The organism is Pedobacter roseus (assembly GCF_014395225.1).
Taxonomy (GTDB): Bacteria; Bacteroidota; Bacteroidia; order Sphingobacteriales; family Sphingobacteriaceae; genus Pedobacter; species Pedobacter roseus.
The window spans coordinates 1,143,193-1,159,126 of record NZ_CP060723.1 but is presented as its reverse complement, the minus strand read 5'-3'; the positions used below and the strand labels follow the sequence as shown (position 1 = coordinate 1,159,126).

Below are 15,934 nucleotides of genomic sequence, written 5' to 3'. Positions count from 1 at the left end.
GCAAATGAACCCGATATGATTAAAATAATTATTTTAATTATATGAGGCTCCATCTGACAGATAAAGATAAAAATATAAACAGATGAATATTCACGAATACCAGGGTAAACAGATATTAAAAAGTTTCGGTGTTAACGTTCAAGAAGGAATTGTTGCCGATACTCCTGAGCAAGCTGTTGAGGCTGCTAAACAACTGAAAGTAGATTACAATTCTGACTGGGTTGTAATTAAAGCGCAAATCCACGCTGGTGGTCGCGGTAAAGGTGGAGGTGTTAAATTAGCCAAAAACCTTGATGAAGTTAAACAACGTGCAACCGATATTATTGGCATGCAATTAGTAACTCCTCAAACCGGCCCGGAAGGTAAATTAGTGAGTAAAGTTTTAGTGGCTCAGGATGTTTATTATCCAGGTGCGTCTGAAACTAAAGAATTCTACATTTCTGTATTGTTAGATCGTGCTAAAGGCCGTAACATCATCATGTACAGTACCGAAGGTGGTATGGATATCGAAGAAGTTGCTGAGCATACACCACATTTAATCTTCAAAGAAGAAATCGACCCTAAAGTTGGTTTACAAGGCTTCCAGGCACGTAAAATTGCTTTTAACTTAGGTGTTAGCGGAGCTGCACATAAAGAAATGGTTAAATTTGTAACTGCTTTATACAAAGCTTACGAAGCTACCGATTCTTCAATGTTCGAAATCAATCCGGTATTAAAAACTTCTGATGATAAAGTAATTGCAGTTGATGCTAAAGTTAATTTAGATGAAAACGCTTTATTCCGTCACCCTGATTATGCAGCAATGCGTGATGTGACCGAAGAAGATCCAATGGAAGTTGAAGCAAGTGCTTCTAACCTAAACTTTGTTAACCTTGATGGTAACGTAGGTTGTATGGTTAACGGTGCTGGTTTAGCAATGGCTACCATGGATATCATTAAATTAGCTGGTGGCGAACCTGCAAACTTCTTAGACGTTGGTGGAACTGCAAATGCACAAACAGTTAAAGCGGCTTTCAACATCATTTTGAAAGACCCTAACGTTAAAGCTATTTTGATTAACATTTTTGGTGGTATTGTTCGTTGCGACCGTGTTGCCCAAGGTGTAATCGATGCTTATAAAGAAATCGGTAACATTCCTGTGCCAATTATCTGCCGTTTACAAGGTACAAATGCCGAAGAAGCTAAAAAATTAATTGATGAGTCTGGCTTACAGGTTTACTCTGCAATTGCTTTAAAAGAAGCAGCAGATTTAGTAACTAAAGTATTGGCTGAACAAGCATAGGCTAAAGCTAAAAGTTGAAAGACTAGAGCAAAAAGCGTATATCATATTAAAACCTTTCAGTGAAAACTGGAAGGTTTTTTTTATTCCCCTCTTCCAGAGGGGTGTCCGCAGGACGGGGTGTTCTTAAAACTGTCACTACCAAAAAAACCTTATAGGTTTAAATCCTATAGCAATCAACTTAAATATAATAAGATGTCTTAGGTGGTCAATATTATTTTGAAAATGAGTGGTTCTGTTATTATGGCGGCCTCCTCTCCTGCTATCTCTTCAAGTCCTAGCTGCGCTGCGGGCTTTCCGTTCTATCAGGTTTATTTAACATGGGTTCGTAGATCCTAGATTCGATCAAACCTCGCAGGTTTTTAAACGGCGCAGCCCTCAATGATACACTTGAAAACAACAATAATGCCGAATTAAACCTGAGAGGTTACTCAGCACGGAATTCCAAAATATCACCAGGCTGGCAATCCAGAACCGCACAGATAGATTCTAACGTCTCCAAACGGATCGCCTTCGCCTTACCTGTTTTCAATATCGATAAATTAGACATCGTAATTCCTACCCGCTCACTTAATTCAGTAAGCGACATTTTACGCCGGGCAAGCATTACATCTAAGTTGATTATTATTGGCATTATAGTTTGTAAATTTAGGAATGCTTAAGTTAACTTAAACCGTTAAATCGTGCTCTTGTTTAAGTTCAATACCCTTTTTAAATACAAAAGCTATGGTTAAAAGCGTTAAACCAAAAATTAACAACCAGAATTGAAAATCTACATTTTGAATGATTTTAAGTGTTAAATTTTCATCATTACCTGATGCGCGAACATAATCCATTGCATTAAAAATAAACAGCAAAAATGGAATCGCAGTACAGTACCAGCCCATCCGCTTTAAACGGCTTGTATTTTCTTCACTAAAAACATTACCCACCTGTACCGAATCGATAAAGCGGTACAAGTATAACAATACCCTTAAGCAGAAAAAAGAAATGATCAGAATAAGGGTACCATGTATCAAACCAAATACCCCTCCATTTCCCCCGTCAGCATAACCATCTTCAAAACCACGGGCCATATCTGTGAGCGAAAATAGAACTACGGTTATGAGCGTAAGTATGTACCCCAGTTTAATAAGCATAATTTGATTTTGCGTTTTCATATTATATCGTTAAATCGTTTTCTAATTTTAGTTTTCTCGTGTACACAATAAACTGATAAGTTGCATTAGCAAGTATAATTAAGCCCATACCATAAAGGCTCGAAAAACCGTGCAAACCATCATAAGATTTAAAAGCACCATTTGTCAGAGTTTTAACGTAGTTATCCATCATTACCTTCCCTCCAATGCTAACAGCAAAAAACAAGAATGCCACTATAACCAATAGCTGATAAACATTCCATTCATCTATCGCGTAAACATTGATTGACTTAAACTTTACAGCAAGCATAATCGCAGTGCCAAGTATTAAATAAAAAGCCACACTGGCACCACCATCTCCAAAAACACCATTCTCAAGAACAATTGCCTGTGTTAAAGTCGGTTTTATGTTGATAACACCTATTTCGCGCTTGGTGAAATCGAAACCATTTATTTTATTGGTTACAGGTGACAATTGTCTGGAAACAGTGAAACTCAAATTACCTTTATTATAATCAATCACCGCATACACCACATGCGATAAAACAGAAACTATTGCGTAAAAAATCAGGCTATACGCGCAGCCTTTTAAAATCTTAACTGTATTACTCATTTTTATATGGTTAAATCGTTTTCTTGTTTTAGTTTTTTCGAATATTCAATTAAGCTGTATACTGCATTAAAAATCATGATGCCTAGCACCGAAAAGCCGAAAAAACCCTGTAAATTATCATAATGCTTAAATTGTCCCATAGTTAAGCTATCAACATATTCACTGAGCAGTATTCTACTTATTAACTTGAGTCCAAAAAATAGTCCGGCTACTACCCAAATAACTTTCGCTAAGTTTTTCTCCGTTAAATGCTCCAATGTAATATTTCTTTTTTTTATCATTTTAAGCACTCCAATGCACAAAATCAGGTAAAACAACATGGTAGCACCACCATCTTTATATACGGCATTCTCCAATACTACAGCCTGCACTTTGGTCGGCTTAATCTCTATTTCACCAATTTGCTTGCTTTTAAATTTTAAACCATTAAAATTCTCTATTTGAGCGTCAGGGATTTTCTTTACCAGAAAACTCAGCGTTCCATTATTATAATCGATAAAGGCACAAACTAAATGTACAAGTATAGAAATGATGCAAAAGGCAATCACGATAATAGCCGAATTCCTCAAATTGAGGGTGAATGTGTTCATGAGGTTAGATTAAAAAAAGCGTAATTGTAAAAAACGATTTCAATTCTGGTCAGATTATTTCTACTGAGCCCTAAAAATCTGACAAAAATTCCTGACCTTAAAATCACCTGAAAACCAGAGGTTGTATTTTTCAGATTAAAAAACAGAAATTCAAGAAACGTCATATTTATTTAATAATTTATAGCACAAACATAAATAATAAATTATTACGAATCAAAATATATTTATTGATTTACAATAAATAATAGTCGAATATCAACTATAACGCTTAAAAGCTGGCAAATGGCATCAGGATTTTATTTGGAATGATTTTTGTAGTAAGTAAAACTGTAAAAAAATTGTGCAAACGGCAACATTTTCAGCATTTTATCCTTTCAGAATGCCATACAATTTCGTAACTTTGCACACTCAATAATTAAAGAGCACACAATTCGTATAAATGAGACAACTCAAGATAACGCAATCTATTACCAACCGTGAAAGTCAATCCCTGGATAAGTATTTACACGAAATTGGTAAAGTAGATTTAATAACAGCAGAAGAGGAAGTAATTTTAGCAAGGAAGATTCGTGAGGGCGATCAGGCAGCATTAGAGCGATTGACTAAAACCAACTTACGTTTCGTTGTATCTGTTGCAAAACAATATCAAAATCAAGGTTTAACTTTAGGAGACTTAATTAACGAAGGTAACCTGGGTTTGATTAAAGCGGCGAAACGTTTTGATGAGACCAAAGGTTTCAAATTCATTTCTTATGCCGTTTGGTGGATCCGTCAGTCTATTTTGCAGGCAATTGCTGAGCAGAGCCGTATTGTTCGTTTACCTTTAAACCAGGTAGGATCATTAAGCAAAATCAGTAAAGCTTTCTCTAAATTAGAGCAAGAATACGAACGTGAACCTTCTCCGGAGGAACTGGCTGACATTTTAGAAACAACTGTGGATAAAATTTCGGATACGTTAAGTAATTCAGGCCGTCACGTATCAATGGATGCTCCTTTCGTTCAAGGTGAAGAAAACACTTTATTAGATGTTTTGGAAAACCACGAGCCGAACACAGATAGTTCACTGATCAACGAATCATTGTCAGAAGAAATTAAACGTTCTTTATCTACCTTAACAGAAAGAGAAAGAGAAATTATCGTTTTATTCTTCGGTTTAGGTTCTAACCACCCACTTTCTTTAGAGGAAATTGGTGAGAAATTTAACTTAACACGCGAACGTGTTCGTCAGATTAAAGATAAAGCGCTACAACGCTTACGTCATACTTCAAGAAGTAAAATCTTAAAATCTTATTTAGGATAAGAGATTAGATTTACACAGATATTAAAAGATCGGCTAAGGCTGGTCTTTTTTTGTTTATTAGATTTCTCCGCTACGGTCGAAATGACGATTATACGCCAGCGATCTTTTTTTATTATAAGCAACTAAATTTATCGTTATGATTTTATATCTTTAAATCATGTCGATTGGTTTACTCACAAAATCCCTAACTATATACAAAGCCATTTTTTTATGGAATGTATTGGTTAGTTTACTCACATCGGTATTTTTCATTTTAAATGGATTTAAGGAGCCGGGGATTTATACCTTTGCCCTATTCATCAAAATTACTGGCTGGTTATTTTCTATAGCCATATACTTCCTGTTTTATAAATCTACCGCATATTATTTCAAAAACCAGGGCATTGGATTTAGAAACATCATGGTCAACCTGGTTTTATATGATTTAATTGTTTTTATTGGAATCTTAATTGTATCGTCAATATGCAGGAACTTTCTATCGACAGTGTTAACCAATCTTTTGCAAACCGCGAAGTATTAAGCAGCGTTTACCTAAACTGTAAAATTGGCGAAGTAGTTGGTTTATTGGGTAGGAATGGATCAGGTAAATCCACCTTATTAAAAATTATTTTTGGAAGTGTAAAAGCAAACTTCAAATACCTTAGTATAAATAATAAAATATATGATAAAGGTTACTTATCCAGGAACCTGTCTTATTTGCCCCAAGATAATTTTATTCCAAACCAGATCACTGTTTTACAAGCCATTAATACCTTTTGCAAAAAACGACAAGCTGAATTAACGCAAATTGACTTTGTGATTAATCATTTAAAGGCCAAATTCTATAATTTATCCGGCGGAGAACGCAGGTTTATGGAATGTTTGTTAATGATTTACAGCGATACGGATTATATACTTCTTGATGAGCCTTTCTCGCAATTATCGCCATTATGGATAGAAGAGTTAAAAAAGCATATTAATAAAGCAAAAGCAGATAAAGGCTTTATTATTACTGATCATTATTACCAATCTATTTTAGATATTTCTGACAGGATTGTGCTGCTGCATAACAAATGCAATTACACCATCAATCATGAAAATGACCTGGTAACGCATGGCTACCTACTTGGCTTTACAGCTTAAGTTTAGCCATTTACCACTAAGACACAAAGGACGCAAAGAAATAAGATCCTGATGCGCTTTGAGTCTTTGTGGTTTGCTTAAATTATAGGTTAAAACAACAAATGTTTCACAGTCAATCCATTGTTGATCAATTGTTTCAATGAATCGATGCCAATGCGTAAATGCGTTTCTACATATTTTTCGGTAACGCTGCTGTCGCTTTCTGCAGTTTTTACACCCTCAGGGATCATCGGCTGATCAGAAACCAAAAGCAATGCACCAGCAGGGATTTTATTGGCAAATGCAGTCGTAAAAATAGTAGCAGTTTCCATATCTACAGCCATTGCACGTAAAGTTTTTAAATATTTTTTAAATTCTTTATCATGCTCCCAAACCCTACGGTTGGTGGTATAACAGGTTCCGGTCCAGTAATCTCTTCCATGATCGCGGATGGTGGTAGAAATCGCTTTCTGCAAGGCGAAAGCTGGCAATGCAGGTACTTCTGCCGGAAGATAATCGTTTGATGTACCTTCTCCCCTAATGGCCGCAATTGGCAGGATTAAATCACCCAATTGGTTTTTCTTTTTTAAACCACCACATTTACCCAAAAACAAAACAGCTTTCGGTTTGATAGCCGTTAATAAATCCATCATGGTTGCTGCCAACGGACTTCCCATACCAAAGTTAATAATGGTGATTCCATTCGCGGTAACGCTCTGCATAGGTTTATCTAAACCCATAATCGGGGCGTTATCGTTCCACTCCGAAAACATGCTTACATATTTACTGAAATTGGTCAGTAAGATATAATCACCAAATTGATCTAATGGGCGGCCGGTGTAACGTGGCAACCAGTTTTTAACAATTTCATCTTTGGATTTTAATCCAGATTTAACGGGAGATTCTACTTCTTTAATTTTTTTCGATTTTTCTACGATTTCTTCGTCTTTTTTTATGTCTTTTTCTTCGTTCATACTTTTTTGGTTTATTGCCGGGCGCATTTCGCCTGGCGTTATAAAATACTATATTAAAAAAAATCCCTCCCGAATTACGGGAAGGATTTGATTTTTTTAAGCGGCCTGAAGCTTTTTAAAATCGGCCTTTTCAAATTTCTCTATCGCGTAATCGAGATTGATATGCAACTCCTTGACATCCGTCTGCGTTGGTGTATCAAACATCGCATCCAACATAATCGCTTCACAAATTGATCTTAAACCACGCGCTCCCAATTTATATTCCATTGCTTTATCTACAATAAAATTTAAAACATCCTCATCAAAAACAAGCTTAACGTCTTCATAAGCAAAAAGCTTAACATATTGCTTGATCAATGAATTTTTAGGTGCAGTTAAAATGTTTCTTAAAGATTCTTTATCCAGTGGGTTTAAGTGAGAAAGAACTGGTATACGACCAATTAATTCTGGAATTAGCCCAAAAGATTTTAAATCCTGAGGTGTAATATACTTATAAAGATTTTTAAGATCCAATACGGTCTCATCTTTCTTTACTTTATATCCTACAGCCTGGGTACGTAAACGATTAGCAATTTTGCGTTCGATACCATCAAAGGCTCCACCGCAGATAAATAAGATGTTATTGGTGTTTACCGGGATCATTTTCTGGTCCGGGTGCTTACGTCCGCCCTGAGGTGGAACGTTAACTACCGTACCTTCTAAAATCTTTAATAAAGCCTGCTGAACACCTTCACCTGATACATCGCGGGTAATGGATGGATTATCGCTTTTACGTGCCACTTTATCTACCTCATCGATATATACAATACCACGCTCTGCAGCAGTTACATCATAATCTGCAGCCTGAAGCAAACGTGTTAAAATACTCTCCACATCTTCACCTACGTAACCTGCTTCTGTTAAAACAGTTGCATCGCAGATACAGAAAGGCACATGCAAAATCTTCGCAATGGTTTTAGCCAAAAGCGTTTTACCTGTTCCGGTTTCGCCCACCAACATGATATTCGATTTTTCAATCTCTATCTCGTCTTTATCAACTTTTTGATTTAAACGTTTGTAATGGTTGTAAACAGCAACGGAAAGTACCTTTTTAGCATCATCCTGACCAATTACATACTGATCAAGATGTTGTTTAATTTCAAGAGGCTTTAATAAGTTTATCGCCTCCTGAATATTTTTTGTCCCTTTGGTTCCTAATTCCTGCGCAAGCAACTGATTGGCCTGGGTAACACATTTATCGCAGATAAATGCATCCATGCCTTCAATCAACATTAAAGTTTCATGCTTGCCAGAATGGCAGAATGAGCAACGGGATTCTTTATTTTGTTTCGCCATCTTTCTTTGCGTTTCTCGATAATACTTCATCAACCATACCAAACCCTTTTGCCTCATCGGCAGTCATCCAGTAATCGCGATCTGAAGCTTTCTCTACCCAATCATAAGTTTGACCAGAGTGTTCTGAAATAATATCGTATAATTCTTTTTTCAATTTCAACATTTCTCTTAAGTTGATCTCCATATCAGATGCCACACCTTGTGCACCTCCTGATGGCTGGTGGATCATCACTCTTGAGTGAGGCAATGCAGCACGTTTTCCTTTTGCACCTGCCACTAACAATACGGCACCCATTGATGCTGCCATTCCGGTACAAATTGTAGCTACATCAGGCTGGATATACTGCATGGTATCGTAAATACCTAAACCAGCGTAAACCGAACCACCTGGCGAGTTAATATAGATCTGAATGTCTCTATCTGCATCTGCTGATTGTAAAAACAACAACTGCGCCTGGATGATGTTAGCATTCTGATCGTAAATGGCATCACCTAAAAAGATAATACGGTCCATCATTAATCTTGAAAAAACATCCATTTGTGCTACGTTCAACTGGCGTTCTTCAATAATATATGGCGTCATGCTCTTAGGGTCTAAATTAGCCTGAGCAATAAATTTATCTACGTGTAAACCGCCAATCCCCTGATGTTTAACGGCAAATTTTCTGAATTCTTGTGAATCTATGTTCATGAGTTATAGAGTTTGGCGTTTTGCGATAAGCGTTTTTATTAGCCTAAACCAAATACGCGGGTTATTTTAATAAATATTTCCTGAAGTTGGTTAATTTCCGTGCCAATTTATCTAATTCCTCCAGATAATCATTCAGTTCTATGTCAGAAATATATTTTCTACGTTCTAAAACTACTAAAATATTTGCATTCTCAAAGGTGGATCGATGCGCAATATTCAGATAATGAGCGAATTCCTTATTGGAGACTGAACCTGATCCCTCGGCAATATTATTGGATATGCTAAGAGCAGCCCCATTGAGCTGCTCTGCAAATCTATACTTTTTATCAACTGACAATCGGTCAGCTATATCTAGTAATTTATCAGTTAACGCGATTGATAACTGCCAAACTTCGAGCGATTGAAATTTAAATTGTGCCATAACTAAATATAGCAATAGCTCAATCATTTCCAAAACGGCTTTGGCACTATGCTAAACGCTTAGCGCCACACGCCAACCGCTGTTATTTTTTCTCCACTAGCGCCATAAACTTATCGTAATCAATATCTTTTTGTTCTAAAGTAACAATAGATTTGATCTGCTCAAAAGTTTTTAATGCTTTTACCTCTTCGAAAACACGGTTTGCATTTTCTTTATCCTGTAAAAACTGAACAGCATACTGTGCCAATTGATCTTCAGGAAGTGGACTTGGGCTATACATTCTGAACTGTGCGTCTAATTTTGCTTTAGCCGCCTGAACTACATCCTCGTATTTAATTTCGATGCTATTGTCTTTAATGATTTTGTTTTCGATTAAAGTCCATTTTAGGTTTTTAGCGAAATCATCATAACCTTCTGCCAATTCTTCGTCGGTTAATTTTTCGTTGGTTGCTTTTAACCAACGACGTAAAAACTCATCTGGCAATTCGAAGTTATGTTTAACTAATAATGCTTCATAAATATCATTCGATAATTTACGCTCAGCATCTTGTTTAAACATGCTTTCTACTTCTTCAGTAATTTTTGCTTTGAAACCAGCTTCATCTGTAACTACACCTTCGCCAAATAATTTATCAAAAAACTCCTGGTTCAAGTCTGACTCTTCTAAACGGTTTACGTTTTTAACGTGAAGTTTGAAATTTGCTTTTAACTCAGCAGCTTCATCTTCCGAAATATTTAAAGCTTTTGAAATTACCGCAGCATCTTCCAGGGCTTTCTGGATATCGATGGTAACTTCATCATCTTTCTTTAAACCGATTAACGATTTAAGGATTTTTTTATCTTTTACCTGATCCAAACGGATAGTTGCCGTGCTGGTAATACCACCTTCTACAGCAGCTCCATCAGCACCTACCTGAGTTAATTCGGCATATAAAACATCATCATCAGCCGAAACCTCAGGATTTGTCATTTTACCATAGCTACGACGGATATTTTTGATACGGCTTTCTAAAGTTTCTTTATCAGCTTTAACCACGTACTCGGTAAATTTATCTTTTGATGATACGTTTACATCAAAAGCAGGCGCTAAACCTAACTCGTAATCAAATTCGAAATCATCAGTGTTATCCCATTTAAATTCGCGCTCATCGTCCATTTTAGGAAGTGGCTGACCTAAAATTTCTAACTTTTGCTCAGCAATGTAGTTTGACAGGGTATCGTTTAACAAATTGTTAACCTCTTCTACCAGGATACTTTTGCCATACATTTTTTTAATGTGGGCAGCAGGAACCATTCCTTTACGGAAACCAGGTAATTGTGCTTTTTTAGCTTGATCTTTAATAGCTTTCTCTACTTTTCCAGTGTAATCAGCAGGTGCGATCTTGATTTTTACAACAGCATTTAAGTTGCCGGTTTTTTCCTGTGTAATATTCATTTTTTCTGAGATATATTAAGATGTGCTTTAGATCGGGGAATTGAGATATGAGATTTGAGAAAAACCATATATCGACACAACCGAAACAGTACATCAATTTTTATTAATCAATGTTTTTAAAAACAAAACCGTTCCGATGTTTAAATCGGAACGGCCTTTATCTTGTTGTGCGGAAGAAGGGACTCGAACCCCCACGCCGTGAAGCGCCAGATCCTAAGTCTGGTGCGGCTACCAATTACGCCACTTCCGCAGTTAGGATGTTGTAAGGACTGCAAAGATAGAAACAAGATTGAATAATCAAAAGGCATTCAACATATTTTGTCGATTATTTTAATCAAAAAGGGCTAACTAATTAGTTTTTAAGGAGAAAAAATTAAATATGGAGCTAACAAGAACTTTTTTTGATGGTTTGTGGAGATACAAACCATGGGGACGTATAAGTTAAAGCAGGGTTATTACTGAAATAAAGACACCGGTTTTGTTTCAAATCAATATAAGCCTTTTTTTTGGAAAGCAGGTTCAGTAGCGCTTAGGATGATACATTCCCGCTGTACGCTTTATCCCGATGAAAAATCGGGACCGCTTCCATCGGGTTTAGATGGCAGTGCCGGTAGAGAGGTTAATGTTTAAAACACCAAACGTTCCTACGGAACGAAAACGCCAATTTTCAATTGGCTACCCATGAGACGTCCCTCTGGGACGGGAAGAAAGCACAATTTAGCCTCAAGCATAAAAGGCAGGCATAAAAATAACTGACGACAGATAAAAAATATACCATCTGTGGTTATCTGTATATATCTGTGGTTAAAAACCTTAATGTAATGACATTCATCTTTCGGAAAGGAAGCATAATTTAGCATCCAGCATAAAAGGCAGGCTATAAACATAACTGACGACAGATAAAAAATATACCATCTGTGGTTATCTGTATATATCTGTAGTTAAAATATTAATATAATGACAATCTCATCTGGGACGGGAAAGATGCATAATTTAGCATCCAGCATAAAAGGCAGGCTATAAAACATAACTGACAGCAGATAAAAAATATACCATCTGTGTTTATATGTATATATCTGTGGTTAAAAACCTTAATGCAATGACATTCATCTTTCGGAAAGGAAGTATAATTTAGCATCCAGCATAAAAGGCAGGCGTAAAAATAACTGACAGCAAATAAAAAGTATGGATAACAAATATACTATCTGTGTTTATCTGTGTACATCTGTGGTTAAAAATAACTGAGTGGCAACGCTCATCGCAAGATTAACAGACTAATACCAATAAAAAACCGCTCTGATTTTTAAATCGGAACGGTTTCTATTATAGTGCGGAAGAAGGGACTCGAACCCCCACGCCGTGAAGCGCCAGATCCTAAGTCTGGTGCGGCTACCAATTACGCCACTTCCGCATTAGGATGTTTTAAGGACTGCAAAGATAGAAACTAAATTGAAAAATCAAATTTTTGAGATGCTTTGTGAAAGCAAAAAATTGATTAATTAATAATGTTCTGTGAAAGACAGACTATTAGGATTAATAGAAAATTCTACATCATCCATCTTACATCCTCCATTTTACCTCTAAAACTCCACCAGCGTTACATCAACCAGCTCCGGACCACCATCTATTGGATAGCCTTTAACTTTTCTTCCTTTAATCTTAACTTTTCTATCTAAGTAGGTATCAAGGTTTATAGAGCCACTTTTTAAAGCGTAGGTTTTATTGTCGGTTTTTAATAAATGTGTACCGTATTGAAAGGTTGTCATTCCAAGTTTTTGAATAGTTCCGCTTGCAGTAACAGAAGTGGTATGGTTTGCATCTTTCAAGGGGCTACAGCCAGAAATTATAGCAACAAACAGGGATAATATTAATATTCTTTTCATGGTAGTGTAAACGGGGTAATTTAATTTTATGCTACAATTTACAAAATTAAAACGGCATCGTTAATAAAGTTGTTTTTGGAATTCGAAAAAATATTGAACAGCTTTAACCAACCTGCTGCCATACCAACTGAACATTTCGCCATCAACGAGTATGATCTTAACATCCGGAATGGCTGCCTGAATCTCTTCGATGTGTTTTTCGCCAAAAGGATAAGGTTCTGATGAAAGTAAAATCAGTTCAGAGTTGGTGGTTTTCAATTGTTCTAATGTCACAACAGGATAACGTTCGCTTTTTATCACATTCGTCATACCATTGATGAGCAGTATATCATCGATAAAAGTATTTTTCCCGGCGGCCATATAAGGTTTGCGCCAGATAAGGTAAGCTACTTTTTTATCAACGTGGTGTTGTAATGCTAATGTTTTAAGGTCGTTAAATCCAGCCGAAATAAGATGATTAAGGTAACCGGCCTCTGGCTCACGGTCTACCAGTGCGCCTATTTCCGCAATGGTTTTCATCGCATCATCGAGTGTAAAAATATCGCTCATCCAAACGGGAAAATATTCGGCAAGTTCTTCTATATCACGCTGGGTATTCTCTTCTTTATTACCAATAATCAGATCGGGTTTTAAATCTTTGATGAGATCAATATTCAGTTTCTTAGTCCCTCCTACTTTAGTGCGCGTTGCAAATTTTTCTATCGGATGGATGCAAAATTTGGTCAATCCGATAATTTCCTGATCAAGACCTAAATCGAATAACAGCTCTGTTTGTGATGGCACAATAGAAATAATCCGTTTTGGAGGGAAATTGATGGTCATTTCTCTCCCCATTTGATCGGTAAACGTTTTTTGCATTAAACAAAGGTAAGGAATCTTAATATATGTTAATCAGACATTAAAATCCCCAATCAGTTGGGGACAACGCAAGTTTATTTAATTTATTGTAAAACGCGATTAAACAGAACCAGATTTACGCCCCGCTTTTTTTCTGCTCCACGTAACCGTCATTATAAAAATGATTAGGTTTAAGGTAGATTACATTATTCTGGAAATCGAAAAAGGTATTAAAGCGTTTTAAAACTTCGTTACCCAAAATGTGGATATTTGCTCCCCTTAATGGTTTGTTGCCCGTTAATAGTTGTACCGGGATATCTTTTAGTTCGTATTTACCAATTTTAAGGATCTGCAGGTTTGAAGTAACCACAGGTATTTCGTTTCCGGTAGCACCATGCATCATTACCTTTTTGATCACTTCCATTTTATCGGCAGGGAAATTACCTGTTTTAAGCAAATCATTATCCAGCATGGCTGTACGATGATAGCCGGTATCGAAAAGGAACCAATTTGTGTTTTTTACACCACCCTGTTCAATAGTACTTTCTACCAAAAAAAGGCTCGATAAATATTTGATATTTAATTTGCTAAAGTCTTTATCCCTGCTTACATATTTTGGCAGAATGGAATGCACAATCATTACATTTTTATCGTAGTTGAGCTCAACTATTTTCCCATCGAACAAATCCCAGCCAAATCTCCCGTCAGTACCAACGCCGGTGAGTTCGGCCGGATACAACTTTGTTTTATAATCACTATTACCAATATTGAGGTTGTAAGTGGTATTGTATAATTTAGGATCAGACTTTATTTTATGCTTTAATACTTCATTGGTGAGCACCAGTTCTGTTGTTCCGCTATCGAAATTTAAATTCAATGAATCAACTTTATTAAATATGGATTTTACATAAATGGTACTTTCGTTATTAATAAACAACGGGATACTGTCGTGAATTTCGGGTTTGATTTTACTAAAGTTCTTAATTTCCGGACTTGCAATCTGTGTATAACAAGAATCTTTGCCATTTAAAAGCACGATAAAATCCTTTTTTTCTCCTGGTTTTATTTTAAAGGTAATGGAATCGATATCAGTTCTAAATTTAACTGTTTTGACTCTTACCAGTTTTGATGTGGTATAAACATCGGGTTTTGTTTTAGGATCGATATTCCAGCCTTTTAAAAGACCATCTTCTTCATAAATTTTAGCAGTTTTTGAATTTGCCTTTATTATTGGAAGCTTTTTTTGGGCAAAGGTTGTTACAAAAAGGAAAGTAAAGGCGATAAGTAAGAGCTGTTTCATTAAAATGGTTTTAGAAAACGAATTTAATGATTATGAACAGTATTAAGGGCTAAAGTTTATTTTATTTCGGGATGCGTTTTACTCCACATCCCGAATATATATTTAGGTTTAAGCCAATTGTTATCTTGTTTTTTTAGCCACAGATGCACACGGATAAATACAGATTTTATATCGGGTACATTCTTTTCATCTACCGATTACTAATAAAAACAATGTTTTAACTTTGCATAAGGTTACTATGTTGTTTTTTTAACCACAGATGCACACAGATAAACACAGATTTTATTTGGGTACATTCTTTTCATCTGCCAGTTATTTGGATAAACAATATTTTAACTGTGCCTGGATTTTAAGCAACAGTTACATCCTCTTTAACCACACCATCGGCAATATGTAAAATCCGGTTACCATATTGTGCATTTTTTTCGGAATGCGTTACCTGGATAATGGTAATCCCATCTTCCTGATTCAATTTCTTAAACAACTCCATAATTTCTTCGGCCTGTGCAGACTGGAGGTTTCCTGTTGGTTCATCGGCAAGGATAATTGAAGGCTGAGCCGCTAAAGCCCTTGCAATGCCCACCAATTGTTGTTGTCCGCCAGAAAGTTGATTTGGGAATAAATCTTTTTTGGCTACAATATTAAAGCGGTCTAACAGATCGGCAATTCTGCTCGCCCTTTCTGAGCTACCTACTTTTTTATACAATAAAGGGGCTTCGATATTTTCGTAAACCGTCATTTCATCAATTAAGTGATAAGCCTGAAATACAAAGCCAATATGGTTCCGGTAAAGTTCAATCCGCTTGCGTTCGTTAAGTGAGGTTACATTTTCACCCAGAAAATCGTAAGTACCGTAGGTTGGCTCCTCGAGCATGCCAATAATATTGAGCAGGGTCGATTTTCCGGCACCCGATGGTCCCATAATGGAAACAAATTCCCCCTGTTTAATGGTTGTGGTTACCAAGCGGAGTACATAATTTTTAACGCCTTTGTTTGCGTAGTATTTTTCGATGTTGGTTAATTGTATCATATTTTA

Annotated in this window: 16 protein-coding genes and 2 tRNA genes; 3 read left to right on the top strand and 15 right to left on the bottom strand. The window is 36.3% G+C overall.

Annotation, left to right across the window (positions count from 1 at the left end; translation table 11 throughout):
- The first annotated feature begins 82 nt into the window (after positions 1 to 82).
- Positions 83 to 1,282 carry an ADP-forming succinate--CoA ligase subunit beta gene (gene sucC, locus H9L23_RS05225; protein ID WP_187593979.1) on the top strand — a complete coding sequence of 400 codons (1,200 nt, stop codon included), beginning with the start codon at positions 83 to 85 and terminating at the stop codon, positions 1,280 to 1,282.
- A 424-nt stretch (positions 1,283 to 1,706) separates the two neighbouring features.
- Here the strand turns inward: sucC and H9L23_RS05220 are convergent, their stop codons facing one another.
- The 4 genes from H9L23_RS05220 to H9L23_RS05205 are packed head-to-tail and all read right to left on the bottom strand — an operon-like array spanning position 1,707 to position 3,621.
- The gene (locus H9L23_RS05220; RefSeq protein ID WP_187593978.1) at positions 1,707 to 1,913 is read right to left on the bottom strand and encodes a helix-turn-helix domain-containing protein; all 207 of its coding nucleotides are present in this window, start codon (positions 1,911 to 1,913) and stop codon (positions 1,707 to 1,709) included.
- A 34-nt stretch (positions 1,914 to 1,947) separates the two neighbouring features.
- The gene (locus H9L23_RS05215; RefSeq protein WP_187593977.1) at positions 1,948 to 2,439 is read right to left on the bottom strand and encodes a DUF2975 domain-containing protein; all 492 of its coding nucleotides are present in this window, start codon (positions 2,437 to 2,439) and stop codon (positions 1,948 to 1,950) included.
- Between the two features lies 1 nt (position 2,440).
- Positions 2,441 to 3,031 (bottom strand): hypothetical protein, encoded by a 591-nt coding sequence (locus H9L23_RS05210; RefSeq protein ID WP_187593976.1) that lies wholly within the window; start codon positions 3,029 to 3,031, stop codon positions 2,441 to 2,443.
- A 2-nt stretch (positions 3,032 to 3,033) separates the two neighbouring features.
- Entirely contained in the window at positions 3,034 to 3,621 is a 588-nt protein-coding gene (locus H9L23_RS05205) for a hypothetical protein (RefSeq protein WP_187593975.1), read from the bottom strand.
- Between the two features lie 439 nt (positions 3,622 to 4,060).
- Between H9L23_RS05205 and H9L23_RS05200 the strand changes: the two genes are divergently transcribed.
- Complete coding sequence (locus tag H9L23_RS05200) at positions 4,061 to 4,921, top strand: sigma-70 family RNA polymerase sigma factor (RefSeq protein WP_010601359.1); 861 nt, start codon at positions 4,061 to 4,063, stop codon at positions 4,919 to 4,921.
- 462 nt (positions 4,922 to 5,383) lie between these two features.
- Positions 5,384 to 6,043 (top strand): ATP-binding cassette domain-containing protein, encoded by a 660-nt coding sequence (locus tag H9L23_RS05195; protein WP_187593974.1) that lies wholly within the window; start codon positions 5,384 to 5,386, stop codon positions 6,041 to 6,043.
- Positions 6,044 to 6,132: 89 nt separating this feature from the next.
- On the opposite strand, the gene H9L23_RS05190 is transcribed toward H9L23_RS05195, so the two are convergent.
- The 11 genes from H9L23_RS05190 to H9L23_RS05140 form a co-directional block, all read right to left on the bottom strand.
- Complete coding sequence (locus H9L23_RS05190; protein WP_187593973.1) at positions 6,133 to 6,996, bottom strand: AMP nucleosidase; 864 nt, start codon at positions 6,994 to 6,996, stop codon at positions 6,133 to 6,135.
- Between the two features lie 96 nt (positions 6,997 to 7,092).
- Positions 7,093 to 8,331, bottom strand: a complete 1,239-nt coding sequence (gene clpX / locus H9L23_RS05185) for an ATP-dependent Clp protease ATP-binding subunit ClpX (RefSeq protein WP_057932890.1) — start codon at positions 8,329 to 8,331, stop codon at positions 7,093 to 7,095.
- Positions 8,315 to 9,022 carry an ATP-dependent Clp endopeptidase proteolytic subunit ClpP gene (gene clpP / locus H9L23_RS05180; RefSeq protein ID WP_025142954.1) on the bottom strand — a complete coding sequence of 236 codons (708 nt, stop codon included), beginning with the start codon at positions 9,020 to 9,022 and terminating at the stop codon, positions 8,315 to 8,317. Before clpP ends, clpX begins: the two co-directional genes overlap by 17 nt.
- Before the next feature lie 61 nt (positions 9,023 to 9,083).
- Complete coding sequence (locus H9L23_RS05175) at positions 9,084 to 9,443, bottom strand: four helix bundle protein (protein WP_187593972.1); 360 nt, start codon at positions 9,441 to 9,443, stop codon at positions 9,084 to 9,086.
- Between the two features lie 82 nt (positions 9,444 to 9,525).
- Positions 9,526 to 10,878 carry a trigger factor gene (gene tig / locus H9L23_RS05170; RefSeq protein ID WP_187593971.1) on the bottom strand — a complete coding sequence of 451 codons (1,353 nt, stop codon included), beginning with the start codon at positions 10,876 to 10,878 and terminating at the stop codon, positions 9,526 to 9,528.
- Between the two features lie 168 nt (positions 10,879 to 11,046).
- Positions 11,047 to 11,128, bottom strand: a tRNA-Leu gene (locus H9L23_RS05165).
- 1,079 nt (positions 11,129 to 12,207) lie between these two features.
- Positions 12,208 to 12,289 (bottom strand) — tRNA-Leu (locus tag H9L23_RS05160).
- A 169-nt stretch (positions 12,290 to 12,458) separates the two neighbouring features.
- Positions 12,459 to 12,761 carry a hypothetical protein gene (locus H9L23_RS05155; protein WP_187593970.1) on the bottom strand — a complete coding sequence of 101 codons (303 nt, stop codon included), beginning with the start codon at positions 12,759 to 12,761 and terminating at the stop codon, positions 12,459 to 12,461.
- Positions 12,762 to 12,821: 60 nt separating this feature from the next.
- Positions 12,822 to 13,619, bottom strand: coding sequence for a helical backbone metal receptor (locus tag H9L23_RS05150; RefSeq protein WP_187593969.1), 798 nt, complete (start codon positions 13,617 to 13,619; stop codon positions 12,822 to 12,824).
- A gap of 115 nt (positions 13,620 to 13,734) precedes the next feature.
- On the bottom strand, positions 13,735 to 14,898 hold the full coding sequence (locus tag H9L23_RS05145) for a pepsin/retropepsin-like aspartic protease family protein (RefSeq protein ID WP_187593968.1): 1,164 nt from the start codon (positions 14,896 to 14,898) through the stop codon (positions 13,735 to 13,737).
- A gap of 349 nt (positions 14,899 to 15,247) precedes the next feature.
- A complete protein-coding gene (locus H9L23_RS05140) occupies positions 15,248 to 15,928 on the bottom strand; it encodes an ABC transporter ATP-binding protein (RefSeq protein WP_187593967.1) in 681 nt (226 codons plus the stop codon).
- Between the last annotated feature and the right edge of the window lie 6 nt (positions 15,929 to 15,934).

What these genes read in the sequence shown, in the direction of transcription:
- H9L23_RS05155 (WP_187593970.1), bottom strand. Translation starts at nt 12,761, where the DNA reads ATGAAAAGAATATTAATATTATCCCTGTTTGTTGCTATAATTTCTGGC.
- tig (WP_187593971.1), bottom strand. Translation starts at nt 10,878, where the DNA reads ATGAATATTACACAGGAAAAAACCGGCAACTTAAATGCTGTTGTAAAA.
- H9L23_RS05210 (WP_187593976.1), bottom strand. Translation starts at nt 3,031, where the DNA reads ATGAGTAATACAGTTAAGATTTTAAAAGGCTGCGCGTATAGCCTGATT.
- H9L23_RS05140 (WP_187593967.1), bottom strand. Translation starts at nt 15,928, where the DNA reads ATGATACAATTAACCAACATCGAAAAATACTACGCAAACAAAGGCGTT.
- H9L23_RS05190 (WP_187593973.1), bottom strand. Translation starts at nt 6,996, where the DNA reads ATGAACGAAGAAAAAGACATAAAAAAAGACGAAGAAATCGTAGAAAAA.
- H9L23_RS05215 (WP_187593977.1), bottom strand. Translation starts at nt 2,439, where the DNA reads ATGAAAACGCAAAATCAAATTATGCTTATTAAACTGGGGTACATACTT.
- H9L23_RS05200 (WP_010601359.1), top strand. Translation starts at nt 4,061, where the DNA reads ATGAGACAACTCAAGATAACGCAATCTATTACCAACCGTGAAAGTCAA.
- sucC (WP_187593979.1), top strand. Translation starts at nt 83, where the DNA reads ATGAATATTCACGAATACCAGGGTAAACAGATATTAAAAAGTTTCGGT.
- H9L23_RS05220 (WP_187593978.1), bottom strand. Translation starts at nt 1,913, where the DNA reads ATGCCAATAATAATCAACTTAGATGTAATGCTTGCCCGGCGTAAAATG.
- clpX (WP_057932890.1), bottom strand. Translation starts at nt 8,331, where the DNA reads ATGGCGAAACAAAATAAAGAATCCCGTTGCTCATTCTGCCATTCTGGC.
- H9L23_RS05150 (WP_187593969.1), bottom strand. Translation starts at nt 13,619, where the DNA reads ATGCAAAAAACGTTTACCGATCAAATGGGGAGAGAAATGACCATCAAT.
- H9L23_RS05145 (WP_187593968.1), bottom strand. Translation starts at nt 14,898, where the DNA reads ATGAAACAGCTCTTACTTATCGCCTTTACTTTCCTTTTTGTAACAACC.
- clpP (WP_025142954.1), bottom strand. Translation starts at nt 9,022, where the DNA reads ATGAACATAGATTCACAAGAATTCAGAAAATTTGCCGTTAAACATCAG.
- H9L23_RS05195 (WP_187593974.1), top strand. Translation starts at nt 5,384, where the DNA reads ATGCAGGAACTTTCTATCGACAGTGTTAACCAATCTTTTGCAAACCGC.
- H9L23_RS05175 (WP_187593972.1), bottom strand. Translation starts at nt 9,443, where the DNA reads ATGGCACAATTTAAATTTCAATCGCTCGAAGTTTGGCAGTTATCAATC.
- H9L23_RS05205 (WP_187593975.1), bottom strand. Translation starts at nt 3,621, where the DNA reads ATGAACACATTCACCCTCAATTTGAGGAATTCGGCTATTATCGTGATT.